Raw genomic sequence first — 21,832 nt, 5'->3', positions numbered from 1 at the left:
AGCAAACTTCTCCCTCAAATAACCCTCTTCAGTATCATGTCCATACGCTATCTTTTATAGAAGTCAGGTTATTTTTTTAATGCATTCTTCAATTGTACCAGATTAGATTTTAAAACCTCCAATCTTGGAGGTTTTATTTATGAGTCTTATATGTTCCGACATAAGGTAATAATTCATTATCTAGATCTTTTACATATCCTCCTTTAGGTATATTTTCCATCAAAGTATTTAAAGGATAAACTTGTTATGCTTTACAAAAAAACACAACAAGTAATACCATTAAAAATATAAGTCTCCTTTTCATTATTGTTTCGTGAAAATTAAACCTTCTGTTTCCGGAAGATATATAGTCCTGTCAGGGTTTCCTGGACAATTCTGTTCGGTGATAACTGTACTATTAGCTCTATATGTCCAAGAGATCTGTGTTGCATTAAGCTTTTTTAATAGAATCTTCCCCCAACCGACTCTGCAATTAGTACCTTCATAATATAAAACTACACTACCTAAATTAGGGTTGGTACCAAGGCTAATAATATTATTCAAAAGAGTTATCCCATTTTGAGTATCCTGTAATACTTGCCCTGTTGCATTTTTAACAATATATTTTATTACCAAAGCATCTTGGTAAAATTGTTTGCTATTTACTTTTGTGGGCCTATTATCTTCTTTAGTAATAAATAAGGTAATTTCATTTCCCTCATGATGAGTCTTATATGTTCCGACATAAGGTAATAATTCATTATCTAGATCTTTAACATATCCTCCTTGTGGTATATTTTCCATCCAGGTATTTAATGGAAGAGAATTTTGTTGAGCTTTACATGAAAAGCTATTGGTAAGGGTTAGAAAAAAAATAATGTTTAAGTATAATGTTTTCATGATTGTTATTTTTTATAAATTATGGGCAAGGAATTTCAGTTATTGTTCCATCCGAATTTAAAGTTATTGTATTTACACTGCCATTATCATCTACTCTCTGCAATATCATCTTATTTTTATTGATATTCATATTATCTAAGATATCAAAAAATAATTGCTCTACCCCTTTGTGATTCAATGTAGCTCCATCATTATCCGAATAAGGAGAAACCGGTAATATAGAGGCCAATTCATTTTCTCTTCGTGAATATCCCAATACGATAGAATTCATATCATAATTTGCAGAAGAAATTGTTCCTGCATCTTGTATAGAGCCATTATAGCGTATAATGTAATGAAAGTACTTTACTCCTCCCTGGAAATTTTCCGAACCTATCACTCCAATAAAAATATCGCTAACAGTACTTGGACTTCCGGAAGTAATTATGTTTGTAAAAAGACTTTGAATATCCGGTGGTGAGAAAATGTTTATCCCTGGCCCAGGATGTGAATGATAAAATCCTTTAATGCCCTGTAAACTTCCAACATCCCATTCTCTCTTTTTTCCTTCAGTTACATTTGTTGTGCTACCATCCATTTTCACTTTGAAGCCAAATTCATTTGCGCCATCTATGTTCACCTTTTGTTTTAATATTTTTACTTTATCCTGTAAAGCAGAGTTGTCAAGTATACCTTTTGTTTTCTCACAAGGATCTGTAGACTCATCCCAAACTTCTACACCGGAACCGTCATTGCATCTTGGAGTGAGTCTGTTCATACTTTCAGACATCATATATACCTTAGTCTGTCCGCATCCGTCAATATATACTGCACCAATAAGTGTTCCTCCGGAAAATAAATGATGACTCAGTTGGTAATCTCCACAGCTTCCTCCAGATGGACCTGGAGTGCCGCCACCGCCACCACCGCCGCCGGCCCCGCCACCATACATACCTCCTCCATTGCCTATTCCGCCACCGCCGGATCCGCTTCCATTACCATCTCCGCCTCCCGAATCCCAGCCGCCGCCTCCGCCTATACCACCGCCTCCGGAGCCTCCGTCATTTTCTCCTCCCATATCATCACTAGGGCATGGCGTATAGCCTTTTGTATAGGTTTGTTCTGCTGTCTTTACTCCGTCAGTATCATAAGATGCTACGGTTCCGCTGAATGAGGTCAACTCATCTATTGGATCTCCTGAAAAACCACCATCAGGTTTGTATTCTATAATTTCTGCCCGTTCAAAAACGCCGTTGTTTTCTTTTATTTCAAAGGTATAAAAGGCCTTTTCACGAGACGTATTTTCCATCCCGAATACATAATAGGTCACTGAGCCTTTCTTTTTTTCTATAATAAACGAGGGGTCTATGCCAGAGGGTAAGGAATTCTCTTTACGGGCAGCTGATTTTGAAAGGGTAATGCTGAAATCCTGTCTCCCTGTCTTCTTATGGATATATTCTTCAACTTTTGGGATATCTTTCAGGGTAACAATCCTGAATTTTGAAGCATTAGAACCATTATGTCCTCTATTCTGTTCAGGGATATAATCGTTACGGCAGGAATGCAGAAGGAAAGAAAAGATCACCAGCTGTAAAAGCCGGAAAATTAAATTTTTCGTCATAATCATTTTGTTTTTTTGTTAGTTAAATATATAAATTATTTTTATAACTCTACAAAAGTGTGAAATAAAAATAAAATAACAATGCCCTGTTTTTGATGCAGGTTTATGTTGGGAAAAAAATTATATTTGTTCTATTCAAAAAAATATTTCGGGCTATGAACACTACTATTGGGAAAAGAATAAGAAAGTACAGGGAAGAGAAAGGCATCTCACAGGAAGAGCTGGCAGAAAAGCTTCATATTTCCCGGTCTACCTACCAGAGAATAGAAAACGGAGAAACCAACTCCTGGGTCAATCATATCCAGAATATATGTGCGTCTCTGGACGTTAATATGGAAGAGATTATGAAACCTGAAGAAGGATATGTACAACTGAATAACAATAATGATTCTTCAAATGACAACGGTAGTGGCGTAATTCAAAACCAAACCATTAATTATAATACACCTGAAAAACTGATAGAACAGTACGAAGAACGCATCAGAGAGCTGAAAGACCAGGTAGAATACTGGAAAAGTAAAGCTAAAAAGCCATAATATGTCTTTTCTTCCCAGGAAGCCTGCTGCTGCCCTGTGGCATACTTTCGGGAGCACCCGAAAGGCAGTATCACCCCTGCGCCACCTTTGCGGGAAACCCTGAAATCTCCCTGCACCCTCGCCGGGCAGTTTCGGATCTTACTGATCTCTCATTACTGTATAGAAATTGATTGGGTATATTAAACAACAACAGATACGCTCTAACCTCACAGGTCATGAGCATCAAATATTCAGATATCCAATACTATTTTTATTATAAAAGGCCGCTTCCTCCGCCATAATGATCAATCACCTTTACGCCTTTATCTAAATTCTAACAGAATATCTCAATATCTTTTTCAAATTCGTCCTCCGGACCATCGCCTGTCATAACCAGATTTAAACCGTCTCTTCCGTCAAAATGGTATTGATCTCTCAAGTCGAAATACTGCCACAAAGGCTCCTCTTTATCAAATACAAAACTTATTTCGAGTCCCAATCCCATATCTTTTTCTTAAAAAGTAAATATAACAAAAAGCCCCCTTAAAAAAAGAGGGCTCTATCAACAATAGTAACGAAACTAAGTTCATTATTTCTTTTTTACTTCTGCAATGGCTTCTGAGATCCCGCCCCCTGCAGTTTCAAAGAAGGCAGGGCCAGCCAGCAGATATACTTTTTCTAATTTTTTGGTGGTGGATAATTGATGTTCTTTCAAATAGTTTTCAGAACGGTTGGCATGGACAATTCCTCTTACTACATTTCCGGCTATCAAGGCGGTTGGAGAGTCTATTCCGGCATCTTTAAGATCGCTGGCAAAAGCAAAATTGGTAACGCCCAATCTCATAGCTTCACGAGCCGCCACTTCGCCTACAGAAGTCATTAAATCGGGTGTGAATTTATTACGATCACCTAAACCGATCAATAATAATTTCTTTGCAGACATTGATCCTGCGGGAGGCGTTATTAAAATCGTTTCCAAAGAATGTCCCTGAAACTGTCCTGACTTTCTGATATTGGTCAGTTCACCTTTTAAAGCTTCGTCCAGGTGTACCAAACCATTTAAACTGGCAGGTAAAGCCGGAGCATTGAAGATGTCACCTTCCGTATATTCAAAAACACAGGCTACCTGAAGATCAGTATTGGCTGAAGAAGGACCTTGTACCCAACCTATGATGGAGATTCCGTCTACCGAGCCCCAGTTTTTGGAAGTTCCTATGGCAGCGGTCTTTGAAGCAGCTGTAGTAGTTGTCTGTGCAAAATTTAAAGCAGAGAATGCTAAAGCTGCAATTACTAGTGATTGGCTTAGAATAGTTTTCATATTTTTTGTTGCTGGTTATTTTGTTGCCGACAGAAAGTTCTTTTTTTGATCTTTATTTTATAAAGTCATTGGAACTTCCATGATCAGGATCTCTGTATCGTCCTGCAGTATTTTAATATTCAGGTCTTTGATATCCCAGACTCCGAACCCGTCTCTTTCTTCTACTTTCTGACCTTCAATTTCTGCGCTTCCTTTAATGATAAAGAAATAGGCCCCGTTTCCTTTTTTCTTAATTTCATAAACCGTTTCTGTATCTTTATCAAAAGTCCCCAGATGAAACCATGCATCCTGATGAATCCATACCCCTTCATCATCCACATTGGGAGATAGGATTTGCTGAAACCGGTTATGGCTTTTTGTCTTGTTTAGAGTGATCTGGTCGTATCTTGGAGTTACATTTCTTTTATTCGGGTATACCCAGATTTGCAGGAATTTTACGGACTGATCACTGTTTCTGTTGAACTCACTGTGCATAATTCCCGTTCCCGCGCTCATCACCTGTATATCTCCACTTTTGATAATGGCTGTATTGCCCATGCTGTCTTTGTGTTCAAGATCGCCTTCCAGAGGAATACTGATGATCTCCATATTATCATGAGGATGGGTTCCGAAACCTCTTCCCCCTTCTACTTTGTCATCATTAAGCACTCTCAGAACTCCGAAGTGCATTCTTTCAGGATTATGATAATTGGCAAAACTGAATGTGTGCTGGCTTAATAACCAGCCGTGATCCGCTTTTCCTCTTGAATCAGCTTTATGGATGACAGAGTTTTCTTTGATTTTTGATTCCGTATTGGGAAGATGATTGTAGCCGATAGGTTCTAATGGTTCAATCTCGTCGATCTCATTTTCCATAGTGTTCGTAAGAGAAGCAGATGCTACAAACATTCCTGTTCCCAATAGTCCTTTTTTTATAAAATCCTTTCTGTCCATATCAAGTAGTTATTTGTTCGTTTTTGATATGACAAATTTAGATAAATGAAAAGGGCTGCACATTTAACTAGTTTAATAAATCACCTTAATAAAAAAATATTTTACTTTATTGTCTAAACCAGTTCCATTGCTTTGGCCAGCCTGTAAGCTTCAATGGAGTTTTTTACCTGCAGCTTCTGAAGAATATTCTGCCGGTGTCTGTTGACGGTGTTTAAGCTGATATCAAGTGATTCTGCGATTTCTTTACTCATTTTACCATGAGCGATCAGCAAAAGCACCTCCTTTTCCCTTGCCGACAGTACATCGGTATATTTAAATTCATTGTAATACAGCGTAGCACCATTCATGGAATTCACAATCACCCCATTTTCGTGAAGCAGGGCATTCACATTGTTTCCGGATATATTATAAATACAAAGCCCCAGCCTCACCTTATCTTCTTCTACAGCATAAAACATACGGTGCAAGACCGTCAGATATTCTCCTGAATGACTGCGCATTCTAAGATTAACAGCCATATAATAATCTGTCCACTCAGCCATTGGAACCTCTTTCAAAAAATGGAAAAAATAATGTTCCAGAACCAGCTTTTTTCTGACATCTTCAGGATGTACTTTACTGAGTATTTCATCTTCCCAAATAGAAGATATTTCTATTTCTTCCCCACAACGGTCATCCCCGATCAGCGAACTCATACCGCCATAGTGAATGGTGCTTCTTCTGGTTTTAAGGTCTGTCAGCACACAGATGGCATTTTCAATTTCGGAATACATTTTTGCAACGGACCGGTACTTTAACCATATTCCGGAGGTATCCTTGTTTTCAAAAGACTGGTCTAATAATGCTTTGTCAAGTTTAGCTTTAATATTCATCGTATGGTTATTTCTAACTATTGAATTCTTTTTTTGGGGAAATTACCTTTGTAAATATAGATTTTTTAATGATCATTCTATGAAACAGGGGATCAGTTTCACTCAATAACCTCCTGTTTTATACTAAGCTTATATTATACTTTTTTTAATGAAAAAATTATTACTAGCAGCATCACTGTCTTTCATGACAGGATTCCTGCACAATGTCAGAGCGCAGCGTTTAGAAAAGATGAATTGGTTCAATGAGCCTGAAAAATGGGAAATAAAGGATAATTCATTATCCATGTTTGTTACTCCGCAAAGTGACTATTGGCGTATTTCACATTATGGATTTACGGTGGATGATGCTCCGTTTTATTATTCAACCTATGGTGGTGAATTTGAAGTCAAAGTAAAAATTACAGGTGATTATAAAGTCCGTTTTGACCAGATGGGACTGATGCTTCGTACGGACCCTCAGAATTACATTAAATTTGGAATTGAATATGTAGATGGAAAATATAATTTAAGTACCGTAGTTACCCATACCACAAGTGACTGGAGTGTCATAGAACTGAAAGAGAAACCACAGGCCGTCTGGATCAAAGCGGTCAGACGCCTGGATGCCGTTGAGATCTTCTATTCCTTCGACGACAAAAATTATATCATGATGAGAAATGCTCATCTGAAGGACAACACTCCTGTTATGGTCGGCTTAATGGCTGCCTGTCCGGATGGGAATGGTTTTAATGCAAAATTCGAACATTTTCAGGTAAAGCACCTTCCTGATCATAGAAGACTGGAGTGGCTCAACAAAAACAAATAATATCAATCATATGAAATTTGATACATAATCCTCTAAAATCAGCTAAAGTAAACTCAGCCTTTATCCTATAAAACCTTGTGGTTGTGGAAAAGGATAAACAGGTAAAGGTTGATTAAGGATTTTTGGATTGATGATTAAATTATTTCATTCCTGTAGGTACTTCTTTTATTAAAAAGTTGTACCTATTTCTCTTTTGAAGCAAGACGCTTTCTGATGGTACTCACAAACTCCTTTGAAACACCAAGATAGGAAGCAATATAATATTGGGCCACCCTTTGCGGAATGGAAGGATAGACCTTGATAAATTCAAGATACCGGTCTGAAGCAGTTTTTGAAATGGTATTCACCAGGCGGCTTTGAAGTGTTGTCAGGTTTCTCTGTACCAGCATTCTGAACACTCTTTCAAATTTCGGAACTTCACTTAACAGTTTTTCTTTCGTTGTTGGGTTCAGTATATAGATTTCCGAATCTTCAAGCGTTTCAATATACACTTTAGAAGGTTTCTGATCCTGAAAAGAAGCGATATCACTGATCCACCAGTCTTCAATGGCAAATAATAAGATCACTTCAGAACCGCTGTCATCCAGACAATACATTCTCACACACCCTTTATGAATATATCCTTCAAACTGGCAGATCTCCCCTTCTTTCAATAAAACAGCCTTTTTAGGAAACGACTGGCAGGTCAGTAAGTCTGTAAATATTTTTTCTTCTTCCTCTGTAATGGTGATGAATCTTGTAATGTTTCTGGTGATATTTTCAAACATGAGTCAAAGTTTATCCCTGCAAATTAGGAAAAAGACTGTAAACTTCATTCTTTAAAAGACCGCTTCCTCCGCCATAATGATCAATTACCTTTACGTCCTTATCCAAATTCTCACAGAATACTTTAATATCTTTTTCAAATTCGTCCTCCAGACCTGAACTTAAAAGAACAATATCTACTTTATTTTCTTTTATATATTCATAACAGAAGTGTTCATCGCTTTGGATTTCAGCTGCCCAGCCTTCGTTGTTTTCAATAATTCTTTTTAAGACCGCCAGAATCTCCTGATTCTTTCCGATTACTAAAAAATGGAGTGTTTTCATTGTAATTGTTTTAATAGTTGAAAATTAAAAATTGAAAGTGGGCAATGAATCATTTGCACGTAAAATTAATCATTTCCAGGTATGCATTTTCAATTTCTCACTTTCAATTTTCAACTCCTAAAGATGTTTATTTCCCGTTATTTTCAATTCATTCAGGTCCAGCTGTGATTCTGCTTTTCTGATTTCATCATCGCTGAACAGTTTTTCACGTTTCATTTTAAAAAGCTCTTTTCTCTGATGCTCAAAAATATCAAGCATGATCTTGTGGTATTCTTTCATATCATGCTGTCTGTTGCTGCACATTTCAATGGAACTTAAATGATTTTGATGGAGTGTGATATCATTTTCCAATGCTATTTTAAGATTTTCAACCAGACTGTTGCTCTCTATTGAACTTTCATATTCCTTATTAAGCCTGTTCACAGCAAGTTGGTCAAGTCTCATCTGAATTCCTGCCTGCTGCTCGTGGGAAGGAAGAATAGAATCAATCTCTCCGATTTTGGTTAATTTAATAATCAGCGGAAGCGTCAGTCCCTGAAAAACCAATGTCACAAAAATAACAATGAAGGTAATAAAAATAATAAGATTTCTCATCGGAAACTGAGCCTGGTCATTCATCATCACCGGAATAGAAAGTGCCGTAGCCAGAGAAACAACTCCTCTCATTCCTGCCCAGCCTATTATTAAAGGATTTTTCCATCCCGGGCTTGGATCCTGACGTGCTTTTTTGCTCAGCCATCTAGGAATATGAGCAACCGGATAAATCCATAAAAGGCGTACCACAATGACGATGAGACTTATCATTAAGCCATATTGTATTCCATCCATTAAGGAAGTTTCTCCTAAACCGTCGATAATGTCCGGAAGTTCAAGGCCAATTAAAACAAAAACCAATGCGTTCATTACAAAGATCAGGGTATTCCATACGCCTGTCATATTGATCCTTGTTGTTCCAGTTTTAAACATCTCATGGGCCCTGAAAGACATAAACAAACCTCCGCTCACCACAGCCATCACCCCTGAAAAATGAAAATGTTCAGCAGAAAGGAACAAAATGTAAGGAGTCATTACCGTAAGAGCGGCATCAATAGCCGGTGTCGTAGGCAAAAACCTGTGAATGGCATAGAAAATATGGGCACCCACTATTCCTACCACTATTCCCATCCCTGCCACAAGAAAGAACTGACCTGTTGCTTCATGCATGGAAAAAACACCTGTCATTACAGCAGCCAGTGCAAACCTGAAGACGATCAGTGAAGAGGCGTCATTGATCAGGCTTTCACCTTCCAATATGGCGATGGTTCGCTTGGGAACTTTTAATCCTTTTAAGACCGTTGTTGCAGCCACCGCATCAGGCGGAGAAACAATTCCCCCCAATAAAAACCCTAATGCCAAAGTAAAACCGGGAATCAGCATCCGGGAAGTAAAAGCCACCACCAAAGAAGTCAGGAATACCAATCCAAAAGCCAGCAGGCTGATGGGACGTTTCCACTTCCAGAAATCATTCCATGAGGTATACCAGGCCGCTTCATATAAAAGCGGGGGCAAAAAGATTAAAAATATAATCTCCGGATCCAGTTTTAAAACCGGAACACCCGGAATCATGCTGATACCCAGTCCCGCAAGGACCAGAAAAATAGGATACGCAATTTTGATGCGCTGTGCCAGCATAACCAGAAGCATAACGATTAATAGGAGTCCCAGAATTAAAAGTAGTTGTTCGTGCATTTTTTTAAGCTAAAAATTGAGAGTTGAAAGTTGAAATGATGAGGTTGTGTCTTTGTAGAAGCTGAAGAAGGATAAAGAGGGGTAAAAAGAAGAAAAGAAAAATTGGTAATTCTTAATTCTCAATTTTTCATTATCCATTCTCTCCAACCCTCCTACCCGCATCTTCTTTATAATTCCTCCTTCATCCAAACATCATTATATTCCTCCGGGTGTCTTTTGAACTGAGCATGGACGTAAGGGCATAAAGGGACAATTTTCAGATCGTTTTCCCTTGCATAGGACACCAGTCTTTCCAATAAAATTTTGGCAAAACCTTTTCCTTCGTATTCCTGATTAACCTCAGTATGGTATACTGTCAGCTTCTGCCCGATCACTGAAATATCCATTTTTCCTGCTTTATGGTTGTCTGAGAAAAGTTGAATTTCTCCTCTTCTTCCTTCTAAAACGATTTCTGTTCTTTCCATTTTTTTGTTTTTAATTATTGATTCAAAATTAGTATTCTTTATAGTTCTGCCCGATGATCTATGATAAGTTCGGTAGCAGTTCTTTTTTGCTGCACTTATATCTTTAATTTTAATGCTAAATTACAGCTCAGGGAAATGGTGTCCATTTAACTGGTTTAATAAATACTTTTTCATTTAAAACCACCTACTGCTTTATATAATTCTTAAAAAAAACATCTTATTTTATCTTTTCTATAACGCTGTATTTTAATAAAATTTGGTTTTTAAAATATTTAAAATAGTTTTACCTAATTAAGAGAGCATTAAAAACAAACACCAAAACACTACAAATCAAACCATTAATCCATTAACAATAATTTAATATTCAAAAAGTCTACTTTTTTAGTGGACTAATAAAAATTATATTATATATTTGCAAACGTATTCAGGAAATAAAACAAAATGAAGGCAGAATTCAAGAATAATTCAATAAAGAAACATACCATCAAAACAATGATGATGGTTACCTGTATGCCTATACATCAAGAATACTGTGGTTGACCTTACTTTTATATGACATATTTTTTAAAGGCCCTACCACGATGTAGGGCCTTTTTTATTGAAGAACAAACAACATTAAAAAAATAAAAATGAGCAATTCTAAAAACAAATGGTTGATTCCATTGGCGTTTACAAATATCTATGTGATATGGGGAATTACGTTTTTAGCTATTTCATTTGGCTTAAAAGGTTTCCCCCCCTTCATCCTTTCAGGATTGAGATTTCTGGTTGCCGGAATTCTGATGATAGGATATCTTCTTTCAAGAGGAGAAAAAGCAAATTCACTGATCAACTGGAAAAAAAATGCAGTCACAGGGATTCTTATCCTTGCCGGGGGAACCGGACTTGTAGCCTGGGGCGAACAATATGTAACTGCTTCTGAAGCTGCAATTTCAATAGCAACCGGTCCTTTCTGGTTCATCGCTATTGACAAAAAAAACTGGAAATATTATTTTTCAGATAAGTTTATTCCAATCGGTTTGGCAATTGGTTTTGCAGGATTAATATTATTCTTAAAAGGAAGTGTCCATTCAAGTGCAGCTCATGCGGTGGGCAACAGCCATCTCCGTATTACGGCATTTATCGTATTGGGATTAAGTTCCGTAGCATGGGTGCTGGGTTCATTATATTCTAAGAAAAATCCGGCTTCACAATCCACTTTTATGAATATTGCACAACAGCTTATAGTAGCGGGATTAGTATGTTTTTTTATTGCTTTTATGAGAAAAGAATGGACTGGTTTTTCTATTTCAGCTGTTCCTTTATCAGCATGGTTCGGGGTTCTGTTTTTGATTTTCTTTGGATCGATAATCGCTTATTTGTCGTACATTTGGCTATTGTCCGTAAAACCCGCCGCTTTAGTAAGCACCCATACCTACATTAACCCTATTGTAACGGTTATTGCAGGCTGGATTGTTGCCCATCAAAGCATTAATGGAGGCCAGCTATATGGTTTATCTATCATATTACTGGGAGTACTTCTGACCAATGTCACCAAGTACTTCAGGCTTTCAAAACGGTCGAAGGTCAAAATCAGAAGACTAAGAAGATTTTTTAACAGAGCAGGCAGACGATATCAGCCAATTTAAAAAGTATACAATATCAAAATGATAGAAATTAAAAATATATCAAAAACATTTTATCAGAAAAAGCAGTCCTTCAAGGCACTGGATAAGGTGAGCCTCAATATCGAAAAAGGTGATATCGTAGGGATTATCGGATTTTCAGGAGCGGGGAAAAGTACACTGATCCGTACGGTAAATCTATTGGAAAGACCAGATGAAGGGCAGATCATTATTAATGGAAAGGATTTCACTAAGCTAAGTTCTAAGCAACTGGCTGAAGAGCGTAAAAAAATAGGAATGATTTTCCAGCATTTCAATCTTCTTTCTTCAAGAACTGTTTTTGATAATGTAGCTCTGCCTCTGGAGCTGGATAATAAAGGTAAAGATCAAATCAATAAAAAAGTCAATGAACTCTTAAAAATTGTTGGACTGGAAGATAAAGCCAACGATTATCCTAAAAGTCTTTCCGGAGGGCAAAAGCAAAGGGTGGCTATTGCAAGAGCATTGGCTAATGATCCCCATCTGCTGCTTTCTGACGAAGCCACCAGTGCACTAGATCCTGCTACAACACAGTCTATCTTACAGCTTTTAAGGGATATTAATAAGAGACTCGGAATTACGATTCTTTTAATTACCCACGAAATGGAGGTCATCAAAGCAGTCTGCAATCATGTAGCAGTGATAGACCAAGGAAAATTAGTAACAAAAGGAACTTTAAGCGAGATTATTTCGGATAAGGAACATCCGGTAATCCGTCAATTTATAAATTCAGACATCATGACCCTGCCACAGGAACTCAATAACCGACTGCAGAAAGAGCCAAAGGACGGTTTATTTCCGCTGGTCGAAATAGAACTTAATGAAAACATCAGTGTTGAAGAGCTTCTTTCAACGCTGTACAACCAATATAAAATCCCTTATAAACTTTTAAAAGCAGACGTGGAATATCTGGGAGATTCCAATTTTGGAAAACTGCTGCTGCAACTTCAGGGAGCTGCGGAAGAAAATCAGCAGGCTATCTACTATTTTAATCAGAATAAAATTCAAAATACAGTAAAAGGATATGCTTAGTGATGCGGTAATTGCCCTTTTGGCAAAAGGAACCTGGGAAACAGTGTATATGACGTTTATGTCCGGATTTTTCGGATTTGTACTGGGACTTCCGGTTGGGATTATGTTGTTTTTAACAAGAAAAGGACAGCTGATGGAAAACACTTTTTACCACAGAATTTTATCTATTCTGGTTAATATTTTCCGGGCTATTCCTTTTATCATTCTAATTGTATGGATGATTCCTTTTACAAGAATTTTAGCGGGAACTTCTATTGGAGTGAATGCAGCGTTGGTTCCTTTAAGTGTAGGAGCAGCTCCGTTCATTGCACGACTTGTTGAGAACAGCCTTATTGAAGTTCCACAAGGTCTTATAGAAACAGCAAGATCCCTTGGAGCTTCTCCGTTACAGATCATCAGAAAAGTATTGCTTCCCGAAGCACTTCCTTCATTAGTCAATAATGCAACGATCACTTTGATCACTCTTGTAGGATACTCAGCGATGGGAGGTGCTGTAGGAGCCGGTGGATTAGGGCAGGTTGGCTACCAATATGGATATATCGGGTATGATATTGTCATTATGAATACCGTATTGATCTTGCTTGTACTTTTGGTTTTCATTATCCAGTTCGCAGGAGACAGGCTTTCAAAAAGTTTTGACCATAGATAGAAAATGTTTTATAGGATTGGAGAGTTGAAAATGAAAAATGGAGAATGTGGAGTGGAAAATAATATATTCCCGATTCGCTTTCTTTTCCTTAGATCTGTTTAAATAGAAAATAAAATGAAAAAAATAAAGATTTTAAGTTTTTTAACAGCCGGATTACTTCTGTTCAACGCCTGTTCAGGAAGAAAAGATGACCCCAACTTTATTCGGGTAGGGATCACCTATGGCCCGGAACAGGAAATTGCTGAAGTCGCCAAAAAAGTTGCAAAGGAGAAATACAATCTGGAAGTAGAGCTTATTCCTTTTAATGATTATGTGGTTCCTAATGAAGCTTTGACTAATGGAGATATTGATGCCAATGCATTCCAGCATATTCCTTATTTAAGTGAACAGTCCAAGCAGAGAGGATACCACCTCGTACCGGTAGGAAATACTTTTGTATTCCCTATTGTAGCTTATTCTAAAAAAATAAAAAATATCAGCCAGCTTCAGGATGGAAGTACCGTTGTGATTCCCAATGACCCTACCAATGGCGGACGTTCTTTACTTCTGCTGCAAAAAAGCGGTCTCTTAAAATTAAAAGAAGGTGTCGGGCTCCTTCCAAAAGTCACTGATATTACAGCCAATCCGAAACAGCTTAAAATCATGGAGATTGAAGGCGCACAGATTCCAAGGGTTCTGGAAGACAGAGATGTTGTAGTAGGAATTATCAATAACAATTTTGCAGCTCAGGCCGGATTAAATCAGGAAAAGGAAGGAATCATTGTAGAAGATAAAGACTCTCCTTACGTCAATGTAATTGTAGCAAGACCGGACAACAAAGACAGCCAAAAAGTTAAAAACTTTGTAAAAGCCTACGAATCTCCTGAAGTGGAAAAGAAAGCTAAGGAAATCTTCAAAGGAGGAGCGGTAAAAGGATGGGATTAATGAATTGGAGTGGATGACAATACGAGAGTGGATAAGGGTAAATCATTTCATTTACCTTTTTTCTTTCTCAATTTTCCCCTCTTTACTTCTTTAAATATTCCGGAAACTTCCTGATGAATTTTCAACTTTTAACTGTCAATCAATCATGTGGCAGTTTTTTATTATTCATTTTTTTATTTTCTCAATTTGAGATAATAAAAATTTTCTTTACTTTTGTTATTCTTATCAAATAGAAAGGCATTATGTTAAAGAAAACCGTCATTATAAGTTTATTCACCTTTATTTCTGTTTCTTATATGGCTCAGACCAATACTACTCTACCGGTATATCTAGATGAATCCAAACCAGTAGAACAGCGTATTCAGGATGCACTTTCCAGAATGACTCTGGAGGAGAAAGTAGCTATGCTTCATGCGCAATCTAAATTCAGTTCACCGGGTGTTCCGAGACTGGGAATTCCGGAATTCTGGACAACAGACGGCCCTCATGGGGTAAGACCTGAAGTCATGTGGGACGAGTGGGACCAGGCAGGATGGACCAACGACTCTATCATCGCTTATCCCGCCCTTACTGCTTTATCTGCAACATGGAATAAAAAAATGTCATGGAACTATGGCAAAGCTTTGGGTGAAGAAGCCCGTTACAGAAAAAAAGATATCCTTTTAGGCCCTGGAGTTAATATCTACAGAACACCCTTAAACGGAAGAAATTTTGAATATATGGGGGAAGATCCTTATCTGACCTCAAAAATGGTAGTCCCTTATATTAAAGGAGTACAGTCTAATGGTGTGGCAACTTCTGTAAAGCATTTTGCCCTGAACAATCAGGAAATGTTCCGTCACACAAGTAATGTAAATGTAGACGACAGAACCCTTTATGAAATCTACCTTCCGCCTTTCAAAGCAGCAGTAACTGAAGGGGATTCCTGGACGATCATGGGAGCCTATGATATGTACAAAGGCCAGTATGCAAGCCAGAACCAGTACCTTTTAAATGATATTTTGAAAAAAGAATGGAATTATAAAGGAGTGGTAGTTTCCGACTGGGGTGCTGTAAACAATACCGAGCAGGCTATTCACAATGGCCTTGATGTTGAATTCGGCTCATGGACCAACGGGCTTTCTGCCGGAACCAAAAATGCTTACGACAATTACTATCTTGCCAAACCTTATCTTGATCTGATTAAGGCTGGAAAAGTAGGAACAAAAGAACTTGATGACAAAGTAACCAGACTGCTTCGCCTTGCCTATAAAACCACCATGAACCGCAACAAGCCTTTTGGAAATGTTGCATCTGAAGAGCACAAAGCAATCGCAAAGGAAATTGGAGAAGAAGGAATTGTTTTACTGAAAAACCAAGGAAATATTCTTCCTATTGATATCAATAAGGCTAAAAAAATTGCTGTTATCGGTGAAAATGCCATTAAGATCATGACGGTCGGTGGTGGTTCTTCCTCATTAAAAGTAAAATATGAAGCACTCCCTTTAGACGGAATCAAATCCAGGTTTGGAAAACAGGCTGATGTGCAGTATGCCAGAGGCTATGTGGGAGATATTGGCGGAGAATATAATGGCGTAAAATCCGGACAGGATTTAAAAGATACCCGTTCAGAATCTGAACTAATCAATGAAGCTGTAGAATTGGCAAAAAAATCAGATTATGTAATTTTTGTAGGCGGATTAAATAAAGCTGATTTCCAGGATAGTGAAGGAAATGACAGAAAAAGCTACGGACTTCCTTACAATCAGGACCACGTGATCACTGCTCTTGCTAAAGCCAATAAAAACCTGGCTGTTGTTTTAGTGACCGGAAATGCTGTAGCAATGCCATGGATCAAAGAAGTTCCAACTGTAGTACAGGCATGGTACCTTGGTTCTGAAGCAGGAAACTCCATTGCAGCTATTTTAGCAGGTGATGCTAATCCTTCAGGAAAACTTCCGTTTACGTTCCCTGTAAAACTTGAAGACAACTCGGCACATCAGCTGGGAGAATATCCTGGACAGAAAGATGAGCTGGCTGCAGGAAAAGGAAAGGATCAGAAAAACCCGATCAATATTACCTATAACGAAGGTATTTTTGTAGGTTACCGCTGGCACGACACTAAAAATATAAAACCATTATTCAGCTTTGGACACGGACTGAGTTATACGACTTTCGAGTTTGGAAAAGCAAAGGCCGATCAAACTATGATTTCACAAGACGGTAAAATCACTTTTACAGTAAGTGTAAAAAATACCGGAAAAAAAGCCGGAGCGGAAGTTGCCCAGCTATACATCAGTGATTTAAAATCATCTGTTCCACGTCCTGCAAAGGAATTAAAAGGTTTTGAAAAAGTATTCTTAAATCCTGGCGAACAGAAAGAAGTAACTTTTACAATTGATAAAACCGCATTAAGTTATTTTGATGCCGGCAAACACGATTGGGTAGCTGAACCCGGAGACTTCGAAGCACAGATCGGAAATTCCTCAGATGCTATTAAAACAAAAGTTAAATTCACTCTGAAATAAGTAAAAAACTGAAAGTTGAGAGCGCAAAGCTCTTCTATTTAATAATTATTTGATAGAATGCAAACAGATTCCGATGGGAATCTGTTTTTTTATTTTTCTTACAGACACAAAAATAGCAACCCTTGACTTGAAGATACTTTGTGAATAGGTGTACACTTAAAAACCTCATCCTTTTTTATTGGGAATCAGGCAGTTTTTTCCATAGGTAGAAATACTCCGTCTCTCACTTCTTCCCTCTTAAAACTTTCAGGTTCCATACAATGAAAAAGCAGATTCCATTACTGGGATCTGCTTGTATTTCTTCTGACAGATTTTGAATTATTTTCCTCCGCCGGAGTTTTTCTCTACATCGGTCTTCGTATTTTCTTTTACCTTCTGGTTTCCGAAACGCTTCACAAAAGTAAGTGAAACCCCATACCAATCCCATTTTGAATAATCCCTGAACGTTCCGTCCTGGCTGTAGGTAGTGGTATCAGAATAAGGTCTTTTAAAAATATTCATCAGCTGCATACTCAGTTCCATCTGCGTTTTAGGGAATATTTTGGTTACCGAAATATTGTGAAAAACATTGGTATTATTGGCATATGAATTTCCGTTATTCTGATTGGCAATTTCCATCCATGCGCTCAGATTAATATTTTTATTGAAAAGATTGGTGTAAGATACATTTGCAGATCCGCCCCAATAGCTGATATAATCTTTACCCCCAATCTGATTTTTTTCATTAAAATCCTTATTGTTAATATAATACCATCCAAATCCAACATTCACGTTCAGTTTATTTTTCATAAAATTCTGATTGGTATTAGCGAACAAATAATATTTCTCTACCTTACCATCAAAGTTCCCAGGCACAGAAACCGTTCTCCCGTTCTCCGTGGCATAGGTTGTCCAATAATCCTGATTGGTATGCATATATCTTGCAGAAATAAAGTATTTCTTCAAAATTCCGAACTTCAGATAAAGACGGTCATTGGGATTAGGATTCAGATATAAATTTCCTCTGGAATACGTTCCGTTAATATCAGGAACAAGGAAAGGATTAAACTCGGAATACCATGGTCTCCAGATGCTGCGGTTATAAGTAAGGCTGACATCGTATTTATCCGAAAAGGTATACTTCACCAACAAATTGGGAAGAAATGTACCATACGAATCTTTTCTTTGTGTGCCTGCAACATCCTGCCCCACCTTGTAGTCAATATACTCATACCGAAGTCCTACTCTGGTTTCCAGTTTTTTAAAAAACGTTTTACTGTAATTAGCATATAAAGAGCTTATATTATCCTCATAATAAAAGCGGTCATTTCTCGCAAGATTATAATATTCCGATTTGACATCATTCATACTGAATCCGTAGAGACTGTTAGGAATAACATTATTATTAAAATCTGTTTTACCTCCTACTTCCAGCGTTCCTCCTGATTTCCCTATCGGCTGGGTATAATCTACTTTCAGGTAATAATTACGCATTTGACTGTTGCTGATTGCTCCCAGCTCTTCAGGTTTTGACGACCCCTGCTTGTTGATCAGGTTATCATTATCATACCCGGAATAATTAGTTCCTATATTGATGTCTAATATTTTACTCTTTTCTTTATCATAATATTTATAGAAAAAATTGGTTCCTAAAGTACGGCTGAATCCCCATGTATTCTGAGTCTGGTGATAGAAGTTATCAGGCTTTCCATCTTCTGACAGTCTCCCGTCTGATTCTCCGAATGACAAGCTTCGGTTTTGAAAATACTCCAGAACAAGCCCGATGTTATTTTTATCATTAAGCTCAAATTCTGAAGTGGAAGAAAGAGAAGGGCTTTCATTTCTTGATTCTGTTTCAACACTTGTTTTATTAATCCTGTTAGTTTTATAACGGGTATCCAGTGTTTCATTTTTCTGCACGTAGGTGCCGTTGTTATAGCTTCCTATAAATGTTTGAGTAAATTTCTTCTTATGATAATTAAGATTGAAATTGGTATATTGAGAATTCTTGGTACTTTGTCTGTTGTTCAGTGAGATACTTCCTTTCATCCCTTCATCATCTCTCTTTTTCAAGACAATATTGATAACGGATCCGGAAGTTTCATATCTTGAAGACGGGCTGGTAATAACTTCAATTTTCATCAGGTTATCAGCAGGAATTGTTTTTAGGTATTCCTTTAGCTCTTTCCCTGTAAAAACCGACTTACGGTCATTAATATATACAGTGACGGTCTGTCCTTCTGCTTTTACAGCATCATTATTATCTATACTTACTAAGGGAGTCATTCTAAGAACATCCCAGGTAGTGTTTCCAGCCAGAATAGCACTGTTTGCTACATTGAAGACGGTTCTGTCTACTTTGGATTCTACTGTGGGCTTTCTGGCAACAAGGGTAACCGCTTCTATTTCTTTTGCATTTGTTTTTACGGTATCCTTTGCAGTCTGGGTCTGGGCAAATGCCAAAGAACCCGTTAATACCGCGATCGGAAATAAAATTACTTTCATGAGAAGTTTAGTTTTATCTATAAGACCACTATCTCCCCCTAATTGTTACATCTAAAAGTAAAAAAAATGAAATAAATATCTAATTCCCAATAATATAACAAATAATTTCTCAAACATAAATATGAAAATGATAACAATTCTTCAACAAAAGAAAACAATACCAAAAAACTCCATAATAAAATATCTTAAAAAATTCATTCTAACGCAAAAAAAAATTATTTAAAAATCATCTATAAATACTTCCCGTTAAACGGATCCAAAGTCCTTGTTCAATAAACTTTCATCAAAAAAAAGCCCGGATCTCACCCGGGCTGCTAGCAATAGCAAAATTACAAGGATTAATATTAAAAAATATGCTAGTTTAAACTTTCAAAATAATGGATAACACCTACTTCCGGCAGGTGGTGTTTATCCTGATTATACTCAGGTTCCTGATTCTTCGTATTTTCAAGGAAGGAATTACTGTAAAGGGCATAGGAAGGCTGTTCTGCCAATCCATTTTTCAGAAACTGGTGGGCTTCTACAATCGTTTTTCCGTATAGCTTTCTGAAATTCCCTATATTATATTGTGAAAACGACCCATAATGAACAATAAACTTTAGAGACAGATCAATGGTGGTACTTAAGCTTTTGCATAATTCTTCTATTTTCCTGTTGAAGGCATTTCTCATTTTCAAAAGCATTCCGGAAATCCTTTGATAAGAAGGATTTTCATCGTAGCGGTAAAATAAAATAGCATCTCCCTCAATTTCAGAAATTTCAAAATACTGATCATTCACATCAATAAGTGTAGACAATAGCTGCCTTACGATATATTCACCGGTATACAGTTTCGTATTGAATACAAATTCTGTAAATCCGCTGAAATCCGGAATAAGAATGATCCCCTCTTGTATAGTTGTCTTCATAATGATAATAGATTAAAAACCTGCTTCATCCTTAAAGACGAAGCAGATTCAATTTTACTTTATTGCCATCCGCCTCCTACAGAGCGATAGAGGGCTGTTATGGCATTCAGTCTCTGGGTTTTCAGAGAAGCCAGTTCCAATTCTGCCTGAAGCTTATTGGTCTGGGCAATGATTACTTCCACATAAGTCGCTGAGTTGTATTTAAATAACAAATCAGCTTTCTTAACAGCTTCATTAGTCTTCACAACCAGTCCTTCAGAAATTTTCTGCTGTTCTTCCAGTTTCTGAATCTGTACCAATGCATCAGAAACTTCTCCCACGGCTTTTAAGACCGATTGCTTAAAGCTTATTTCGGCCTGATCTGCCAATACTTTAGACTGCTCATACTGTGTTTTCAGCTGTTTCCCGTTCAGAATAGGCTGGGCAACTGCTCCGGCAACCATTCCGAAAAGAGATCCGGGAACACTGAACCATTTACTGATCTGGAAAGCATTCACTCCTCCCTGAGCGGTAATATTCAATGAAGGGTACATACTCATTTTTGCAACATGAATGGCAGCTGCACTTTTTCTTACCCCAAGCTCGGCTGTTTTGATATCCGGTCTGTAGCTTAGCAATTCTGAAGGAACCCCTGCTGTAATATGATCCGGAGACTGTACATTATTGAGGCTTGCACTTCTTTCAATTTTCCCGGGCATTGAGCCCGTCAGTAAACTCAGTGCATTTTCCTGCAAGGTCACAGAACTTTCAATAGCTGGAACAGATTTCAGAATCTGATCTTTTGCAATTTCCTGTTGCTGCACCGCCAAAGCTGTTGTAAGCCCCAGTTCCTGCTGCTTAGTCAGAAACTTCAGGGTATTGTCAGCATAGGTCAGGTTAGATTTTGTAATTTCCAGTTGAGTATCCAGCATCAGCAGATTATAATACCCCTGAACCACTGCAGCCACAACCTGTGTCTTTACAGCCTTTGCCGCCTCCTGAGTTTTAAGATATTCAGCTAAAGCCTGTTCTTTTCTTCCTTTAATCTTCCCCCAGATATCAGCTTCCCATGAAAAATTGACAGATGTAGTATAATCTTCCATATATCTTTTTCCCATGAACTGTCCTGCCATCATTCCGTTCATACTGTTGTCTGACGGACGGTTGATATTGGCATTGGCTCCGGCACTTATTGTAGGAATATTTCCCCATTTGCTCTGATTGTAAGCTAATGAAGCAAACTCAATCTGCTTTAAGGCCACCTGAAGATCATTATTCTGTATCATGGCCTTATCAATCAATCCTACAAGAACGGGATCTTTGAAAAAGTCTTTGTAGCTGATCTTCGCTATATTTTCATCTTGTTCTGCCACAATACTGTCACTTCTATAAGCTTCAGGCATTTTGATTTCCGGCTGTTCATATTGCTGAACCTTACAGGAAACAGCTGTACCCGAAATGAGCGCGATATAGGCTATATTTTTAATTTTCATTTTTAAAATC

The 21,832-nt window shown here is 37.6% G+C and carries 20 protein-coding genes; 7 read left to right on the top strand and 13 right to left on the bottom strand.

Annotated features, from left to right (window positions below; all coding sequences use genetic code 11):
• Positions 1-303: 303 nt before the first annotated feature.
• Together AC27VX_RS18820 and AC27VX_RS18815 are read right to left on the bottom strand one after the other, a co-directional pair.
• Positions 304-879: a DUF6705 family protein gene (locus AC27VX_RS18820; protein WP_488697277.1), complete on the bottom strand. Its 576-nt coding sequence runs from the start codon at positions 877-879 to the stop codon at positions 304-306.
• Positions 880-898: 19 nt separating this feature from the next.
• A complete protein-coding gene (locus AC27VX_RS18815) occupies positions 899-2,479 on the bottom strand; it encodes a hypothetical protein (RefSeq protein WP_488697275.1) in 1,581 nt (526 codons plus the stop codon).
• A gap of 155 nt (positions 2,480-2,634) precedes the next feature.
• On the opposite strand from AC27VX_RS18815, the gene AC27VX_RS18810 reads away from it, so the two are divergent.
• Entirely contained in the window at positions 2,635-3,015 is a 381-nt protein-coding gene (locus AC27VX_RS18810; protein ID WP_488697273.1) for a helix-turn-helix transcriptional regulator, read from the top strand.
• 313 nt (positions 3,016-3,328) lie between these two features.
• Here the strand turns inward: AC27VX_RS18810 and AC27VX_RS18805 are convergent, their stop codons facing one another.
• From AC27VX_RS18805 to AC27VX_RS18790, 4 genes are all read right to left on the bottom strand, one after another.
• Positions 3,329-3,493 (bottom strand): hypothetical protein, encoded by a 165-nt coding sequence (locus AC27VX_RS18805; protein ID WP_488697271.1) that lies wholly within the window; start codon positions 3,491-3,493, stop codon positions 3,329-3,331.
• A 90-nt stretch (positions 3,494-3,583) separates the two neighbouring features.
• Positions 3,584-4,312, bottom strand: a complete 729-nt coding sequence (locus AC27VX_RS18800; protein ID WP_488697269.1) for a M17 family peptidase N-terminal domain-containing protein — start codon at positions 4,310-4,312, stop codon at positions 3,584-3,586.
• Positions 4,313-4,369: 57 nt separating this feature from the next.
• The gene (locus AC27VX_RS18795; protein ID WP_488697267.1) at positions 4,370-5,245 is read right to left on the bottom strand and encodes a pirin family protein; all 876 of its coding nucleotides are present in this window, start codon (positions 5,243-5,245) and stop codon (positions 4,370-4,372) included.
• Positions 5,246-5,358: 113 nt separating this feature from the next.
• A complete protein-coding gene (locus AC27VX_RS18790; RefSeq protein WP_236855263.1) occupies positions 5,359-6,117 on the bottom strand; it encodes a response regulator transcription factor in 759 nt (252 codons plus the stop codon).
• Positions 6,118-6,265: 148 nt separating this feature from the next.
• On the opposite strand from AC27VX_RS18790, the gene AC27VX_RS18785 reads away from it, so the two are divergent.
• Entirely contained in the window at positions 6,266-6,922 is a 657-nt protein-coding gene (locus AC27VX_RS18785) for a DUF1349 domain-containing protein (protein WP_488697265.1), read from the top strand.
• Between the two features lie 182 nt (positions 6,923-7,104).
• Here the strand turns inward: AC27VX_RS18785 and AC27VX_RS18780 are convergent, their stop codons facing one another.
• The 4 genes from AC27VX_RS18780 to AC27VX_RS18765 form a co-directional block, all read right to left on the bottom strand.
• Complete coding sequence (locus tag AC27VX_RS18780; RefSeq protein ID WP_488697263.1) at positions 7,105-7,689, bottom strand: Crp/Fnr family transcriptional regulator; 585 nt, start codon at positions 7,687-7,689, stop codon at positions 7,105-7,107.
• A gap of 10 nt (positions 7,690-7,699) precedes the next feature.
• On the bottom strand, positions 7,700-8,011 hold the full coding sequence (locus AC27VX_RS18775; protein ID WP_300687223.1) for a hypothetical protein: 312 nt from the start codon (positions 8,009-8,011) through the stop codon (positions 7,700-7,702).
• A 117-nt stretch (positions 8,012-8,128) separates the two neighbouring features.
• A complete protein-coding gene (locus tag AC27VX_RS18770; RefSeq protein ID WP_488697261.1) occupies positions 8,129-9,739 on the bottom strand; it encodes a Na+/H+ antiporter in 1,611 nt (536 codons plus the stop codon).
• Between the two features lie 167 nt (positions 9,740-9,906).
• On the bottom strand, positions 9,907-10,203 hold the full coding sequence (locus tag AC27VX_RS18765) for a GNAT family N-acetyltransferase (protein WP_236855267.1): 297 nt from the start codon (positions 10,201-10,203) through the stop codon (positions 9,907-9,909).
• A gap of 629 nt (positions 10,204-10,832) precedes the next feature.
• Here AC27VX_RS18765 and AC27VX_RS18760 point away from each other — a divergent pair.
• The 5 genes from AC27VX_RS18760 to AC27VX_RS18740 all read left to right on the top strand — a co-directional run bounded on the left by AC27VX_RS18760 (position 10,833) and on the right by AC27VX_RS18740 (position 16,958).
• On the top strand, positions 10,833-11,831 hold the full coding sequence (locus AC27VX_RS18760) for an EamA family transporter (RefSeq protein ID WP_488697259.1): 999 nt from the start codon (positions 10,833-10,835) through the stop codon (positions 11,829-11,831).
• Between the two features lie 18 nt (positions 11,832-11,849).
• On the top strand, positions 11,850-12,878 hold the full coding sequence (locus AC27VX_RS18755) for a methionine ABC transporter ATP-binding protein (RefSeq protein ID WP_236855269.1): 1,029 nt from the start codon (positions 11,850-11,852) through the stop codon (positions 12,876-12,878).
• A complete protein-coding gene (gene metI, locus AC27VX_RS18750; protein ID WP_236855270.1) occupies positions 12,871-13,527 on the top strand; it encodes a methionine ABC transporter permease MetI in 657 nt (218 codons plus the stop codon). Before AC27VX_RS18755 ends, metI begins: the two co-directional genes overlap by 8 nt.
• Positions 13,528-13,641: 114 nt before the next feature.
• A complete protein-coding gene (metQ, locus tag AC27VX_RS18745; RefSeq protein WP_488697256.1) occupies positions 13,642-14,451 on the top strand; it encodes a methionine ABC transporter substrate-binding lipoprotein MetQ in 810 nt (269 codons plus the stop codon).
• A 296-nt stretch (positions 14,452-14,747) separates the two neighbouring features.
• Positions 14,748-16,958, top strand: coding sequence for a glycoside hydrolase family 3 C-terminal domain-containing protein (locus AC27VX_RS18740; RefSeq protein WP_410681167.1), 2,211 nt, complete (start codon positions 14,748-14,750; stop codon positions 16,956-16,958).
• 318 nt (positions 16,959-17,276) lie between these two features.
• Here the strand turns inward: AC27VX_RS18740 and AC27VX_RS18735 are convergent, their stop codons facing one another.
• The 3 genes from AC27VX_RS18735 to AC27VX_RS18725 form a co-directional block, all read right to left on the bottom strand.
• A complete protein-coding gene (locus tag AC27VX_RS18735; RefSeq protein ID WP_488697254.1) occupies positions 17,277-19,442 on the bottom strand; it encodes an outer membrane beta-barrel protein in 2,166 nt (721 codons plus the stop codon).
• 356 nt (positions 19,443-19,798) lie between these two features.
• Positions 19,799-20,350, bottom strand: coding sequence for a DUF2652 domain-containing protein (locus AC27VX_RS18730; protein WP_236855274.1), 552 nt, complete (start codon positions 20,348-20,350; stop codon positions 19,799-19,801).
• Positions 20,351-20,409: 59 nt separating this feature from the next.
• Entirely contained in the window at positions 20,410-21,822 is a 1,413-nt protein-coding gene (locus tag AC27VX_RS18725; protein WP_488697252.1) for an efflux transporter outer membrane subunit, read from the bottom strand.
• Positions 21,823-21,832 lie beyond the last annotated feature (10 nt).

The organism is Chryseobacterium sp. 14P4.3.2 (genome assembly GCF_057799275.1).
Note: the sequence above shows the minus strand (reverse complement) of the source record. Positions and strands in the feature narration are given on the sequence as shown.

What these genes read in the sequence shown, in the direction of transcription:
- AC27VX_RS18820 (WP_488697277.1), bottom strand. Translation starts at nt 879, where the DNA reads ATGAAAACATTATACTTAAACATTATTTTTTTTCTAACCCTTACCAAT.
- AC27VX_RS18815 (WP_488697275.1), bottom strand. Translation starts at nt 2,479, where the DNA reads ATGACGAAAAATTTAATTTTCCGGCTTTTACAGCTGGTGATCTTTTCT.
- AC27VX_RS18810 (WP_488697273.1), top strand. Translation starts at nt 2,635, where the DNA reads ATGAACACTACTATTGGGAAAAGAATAAGAAAGTACAGGGAAGAGAAA.
- AC27VX_RS18800 (WP_488697269.1), bottom strand. Translation starts at nt 4,312, where the DNA reads ATGAAAACTATTCTAAGCCAATCACTAGTAATTGCAGCTTTAGCATTC.
- AC27VX_RS18795 (WP_488697267.1), bottom strand. Translation starts at nt 5,245, where the DNA reads ATGGACAGAAAGGATTTTATAAAAAAAGGACTATTGGGAACAGGAATG.
- AC27VX_RS18790 (WP_236855263.1), bottom strand. Translation starts at nt 6,117, where the DNA reads ATGAATATTAAAGCTAAACTTGACAAAGCATTATTAGACCAGTCTTTT.
- AC27VX_RS18785 (WP_488697265.1), top strand. Translation starts at nt 6,266, where the DNA reads ATGAAAAAATTATTACTAGCAGCATCACTGTCTTTCATGACAGGATTC.
- AC27VX_RS18780 (WP_488697263.1), bottom strand. Translation starts at nt 7,689, where the DNA reads ATGTTTGAAAATATCACCAGAAACATTACAAGATTCATCACCATTACA.
- AC27VX_RS18775 (WP_300687223.1), bottom strand. Translation starts at nt 8,011, where the DNA reads ATGAAAACACTCCATTTTTTAGTAATCGGAAAGAATCAGGAGATTCTG.
- AC27VX_RS18770 (WP_488697261.1), bottom strand. Translation starts at nt 9,739, where the DNA reads ATGCACGAACAACTACTTTTAATTCTGGGACTCCTATTAATCGTTATG.
- AC27VX_RS18765 (WP_236855267.1), bottom strand. Translation starts at nt 10,203, where the DNA reads ATGGAAAGAACAGAAATCGTTTTAGAAGGAAGAAGAGGAGAAATTCAA.
- AC27VX_RS18760 (WP_488697259.1), top strand. Translation starts at nt 10,833, where the DNA reads ATGAGCAATTCTAAAAACAAATGGTTGATTCCATTGGCGTTTACAAAT.
- AC27VX_RS18755 (WP_236855269.1), top strand. Translation starts at nt 11,850, where the DNA reads ATGATAGAAATTAAAAATATATCAAAAACATTTTATCAGAAAAAGCAG.
- metI (WP_236855270.1), top strand. Translation starts at nt 12,871, where the DNA reads ATGCTTAGTGATGCGGTAATTGCCCTTTTGGCAAAAGGAACCTGGGAA.
- metQ (WP_488697256.1), top strand. Translation starts at nt 13,642, where the DNA reads ATGAAAAAAATAAAGATTTTAAGTTTTTTAACAGCCGGATTACTTCTG.
- AC27VX_RS18740 (WP_410681167.1), top strand. Translation starts at nt 14,748, where the DNA reads ATGGCTCAGACCAATACTACTCTACCGGTATATCTAGATGAATCCAAA.
- AC27VX_RS18735 (WP_488697254.1), bottom strand. Translation starts at nt 19,442, where the DNA reads ATGAAAGTAATTTTATTTCCGATCGCGGTATTAACGGGTTCTTTGGCA.
- AC27VX_RS18730 (WP_236855274.1), bottom strand. Translation starts at nt 20,350, where the DNA reads ATGAAGACAACTATACAAGAGGGGATCATTCTTATTCCGGATTTCAGC.
- AC27VX_RS18725 (WP_488697252.1), bottom strand. Translation starts at nt 21,822, where the DNA reads ATGAAAATTAAAAATATAGCCTATATCGCGCTCATTTCGGGTACAGCT.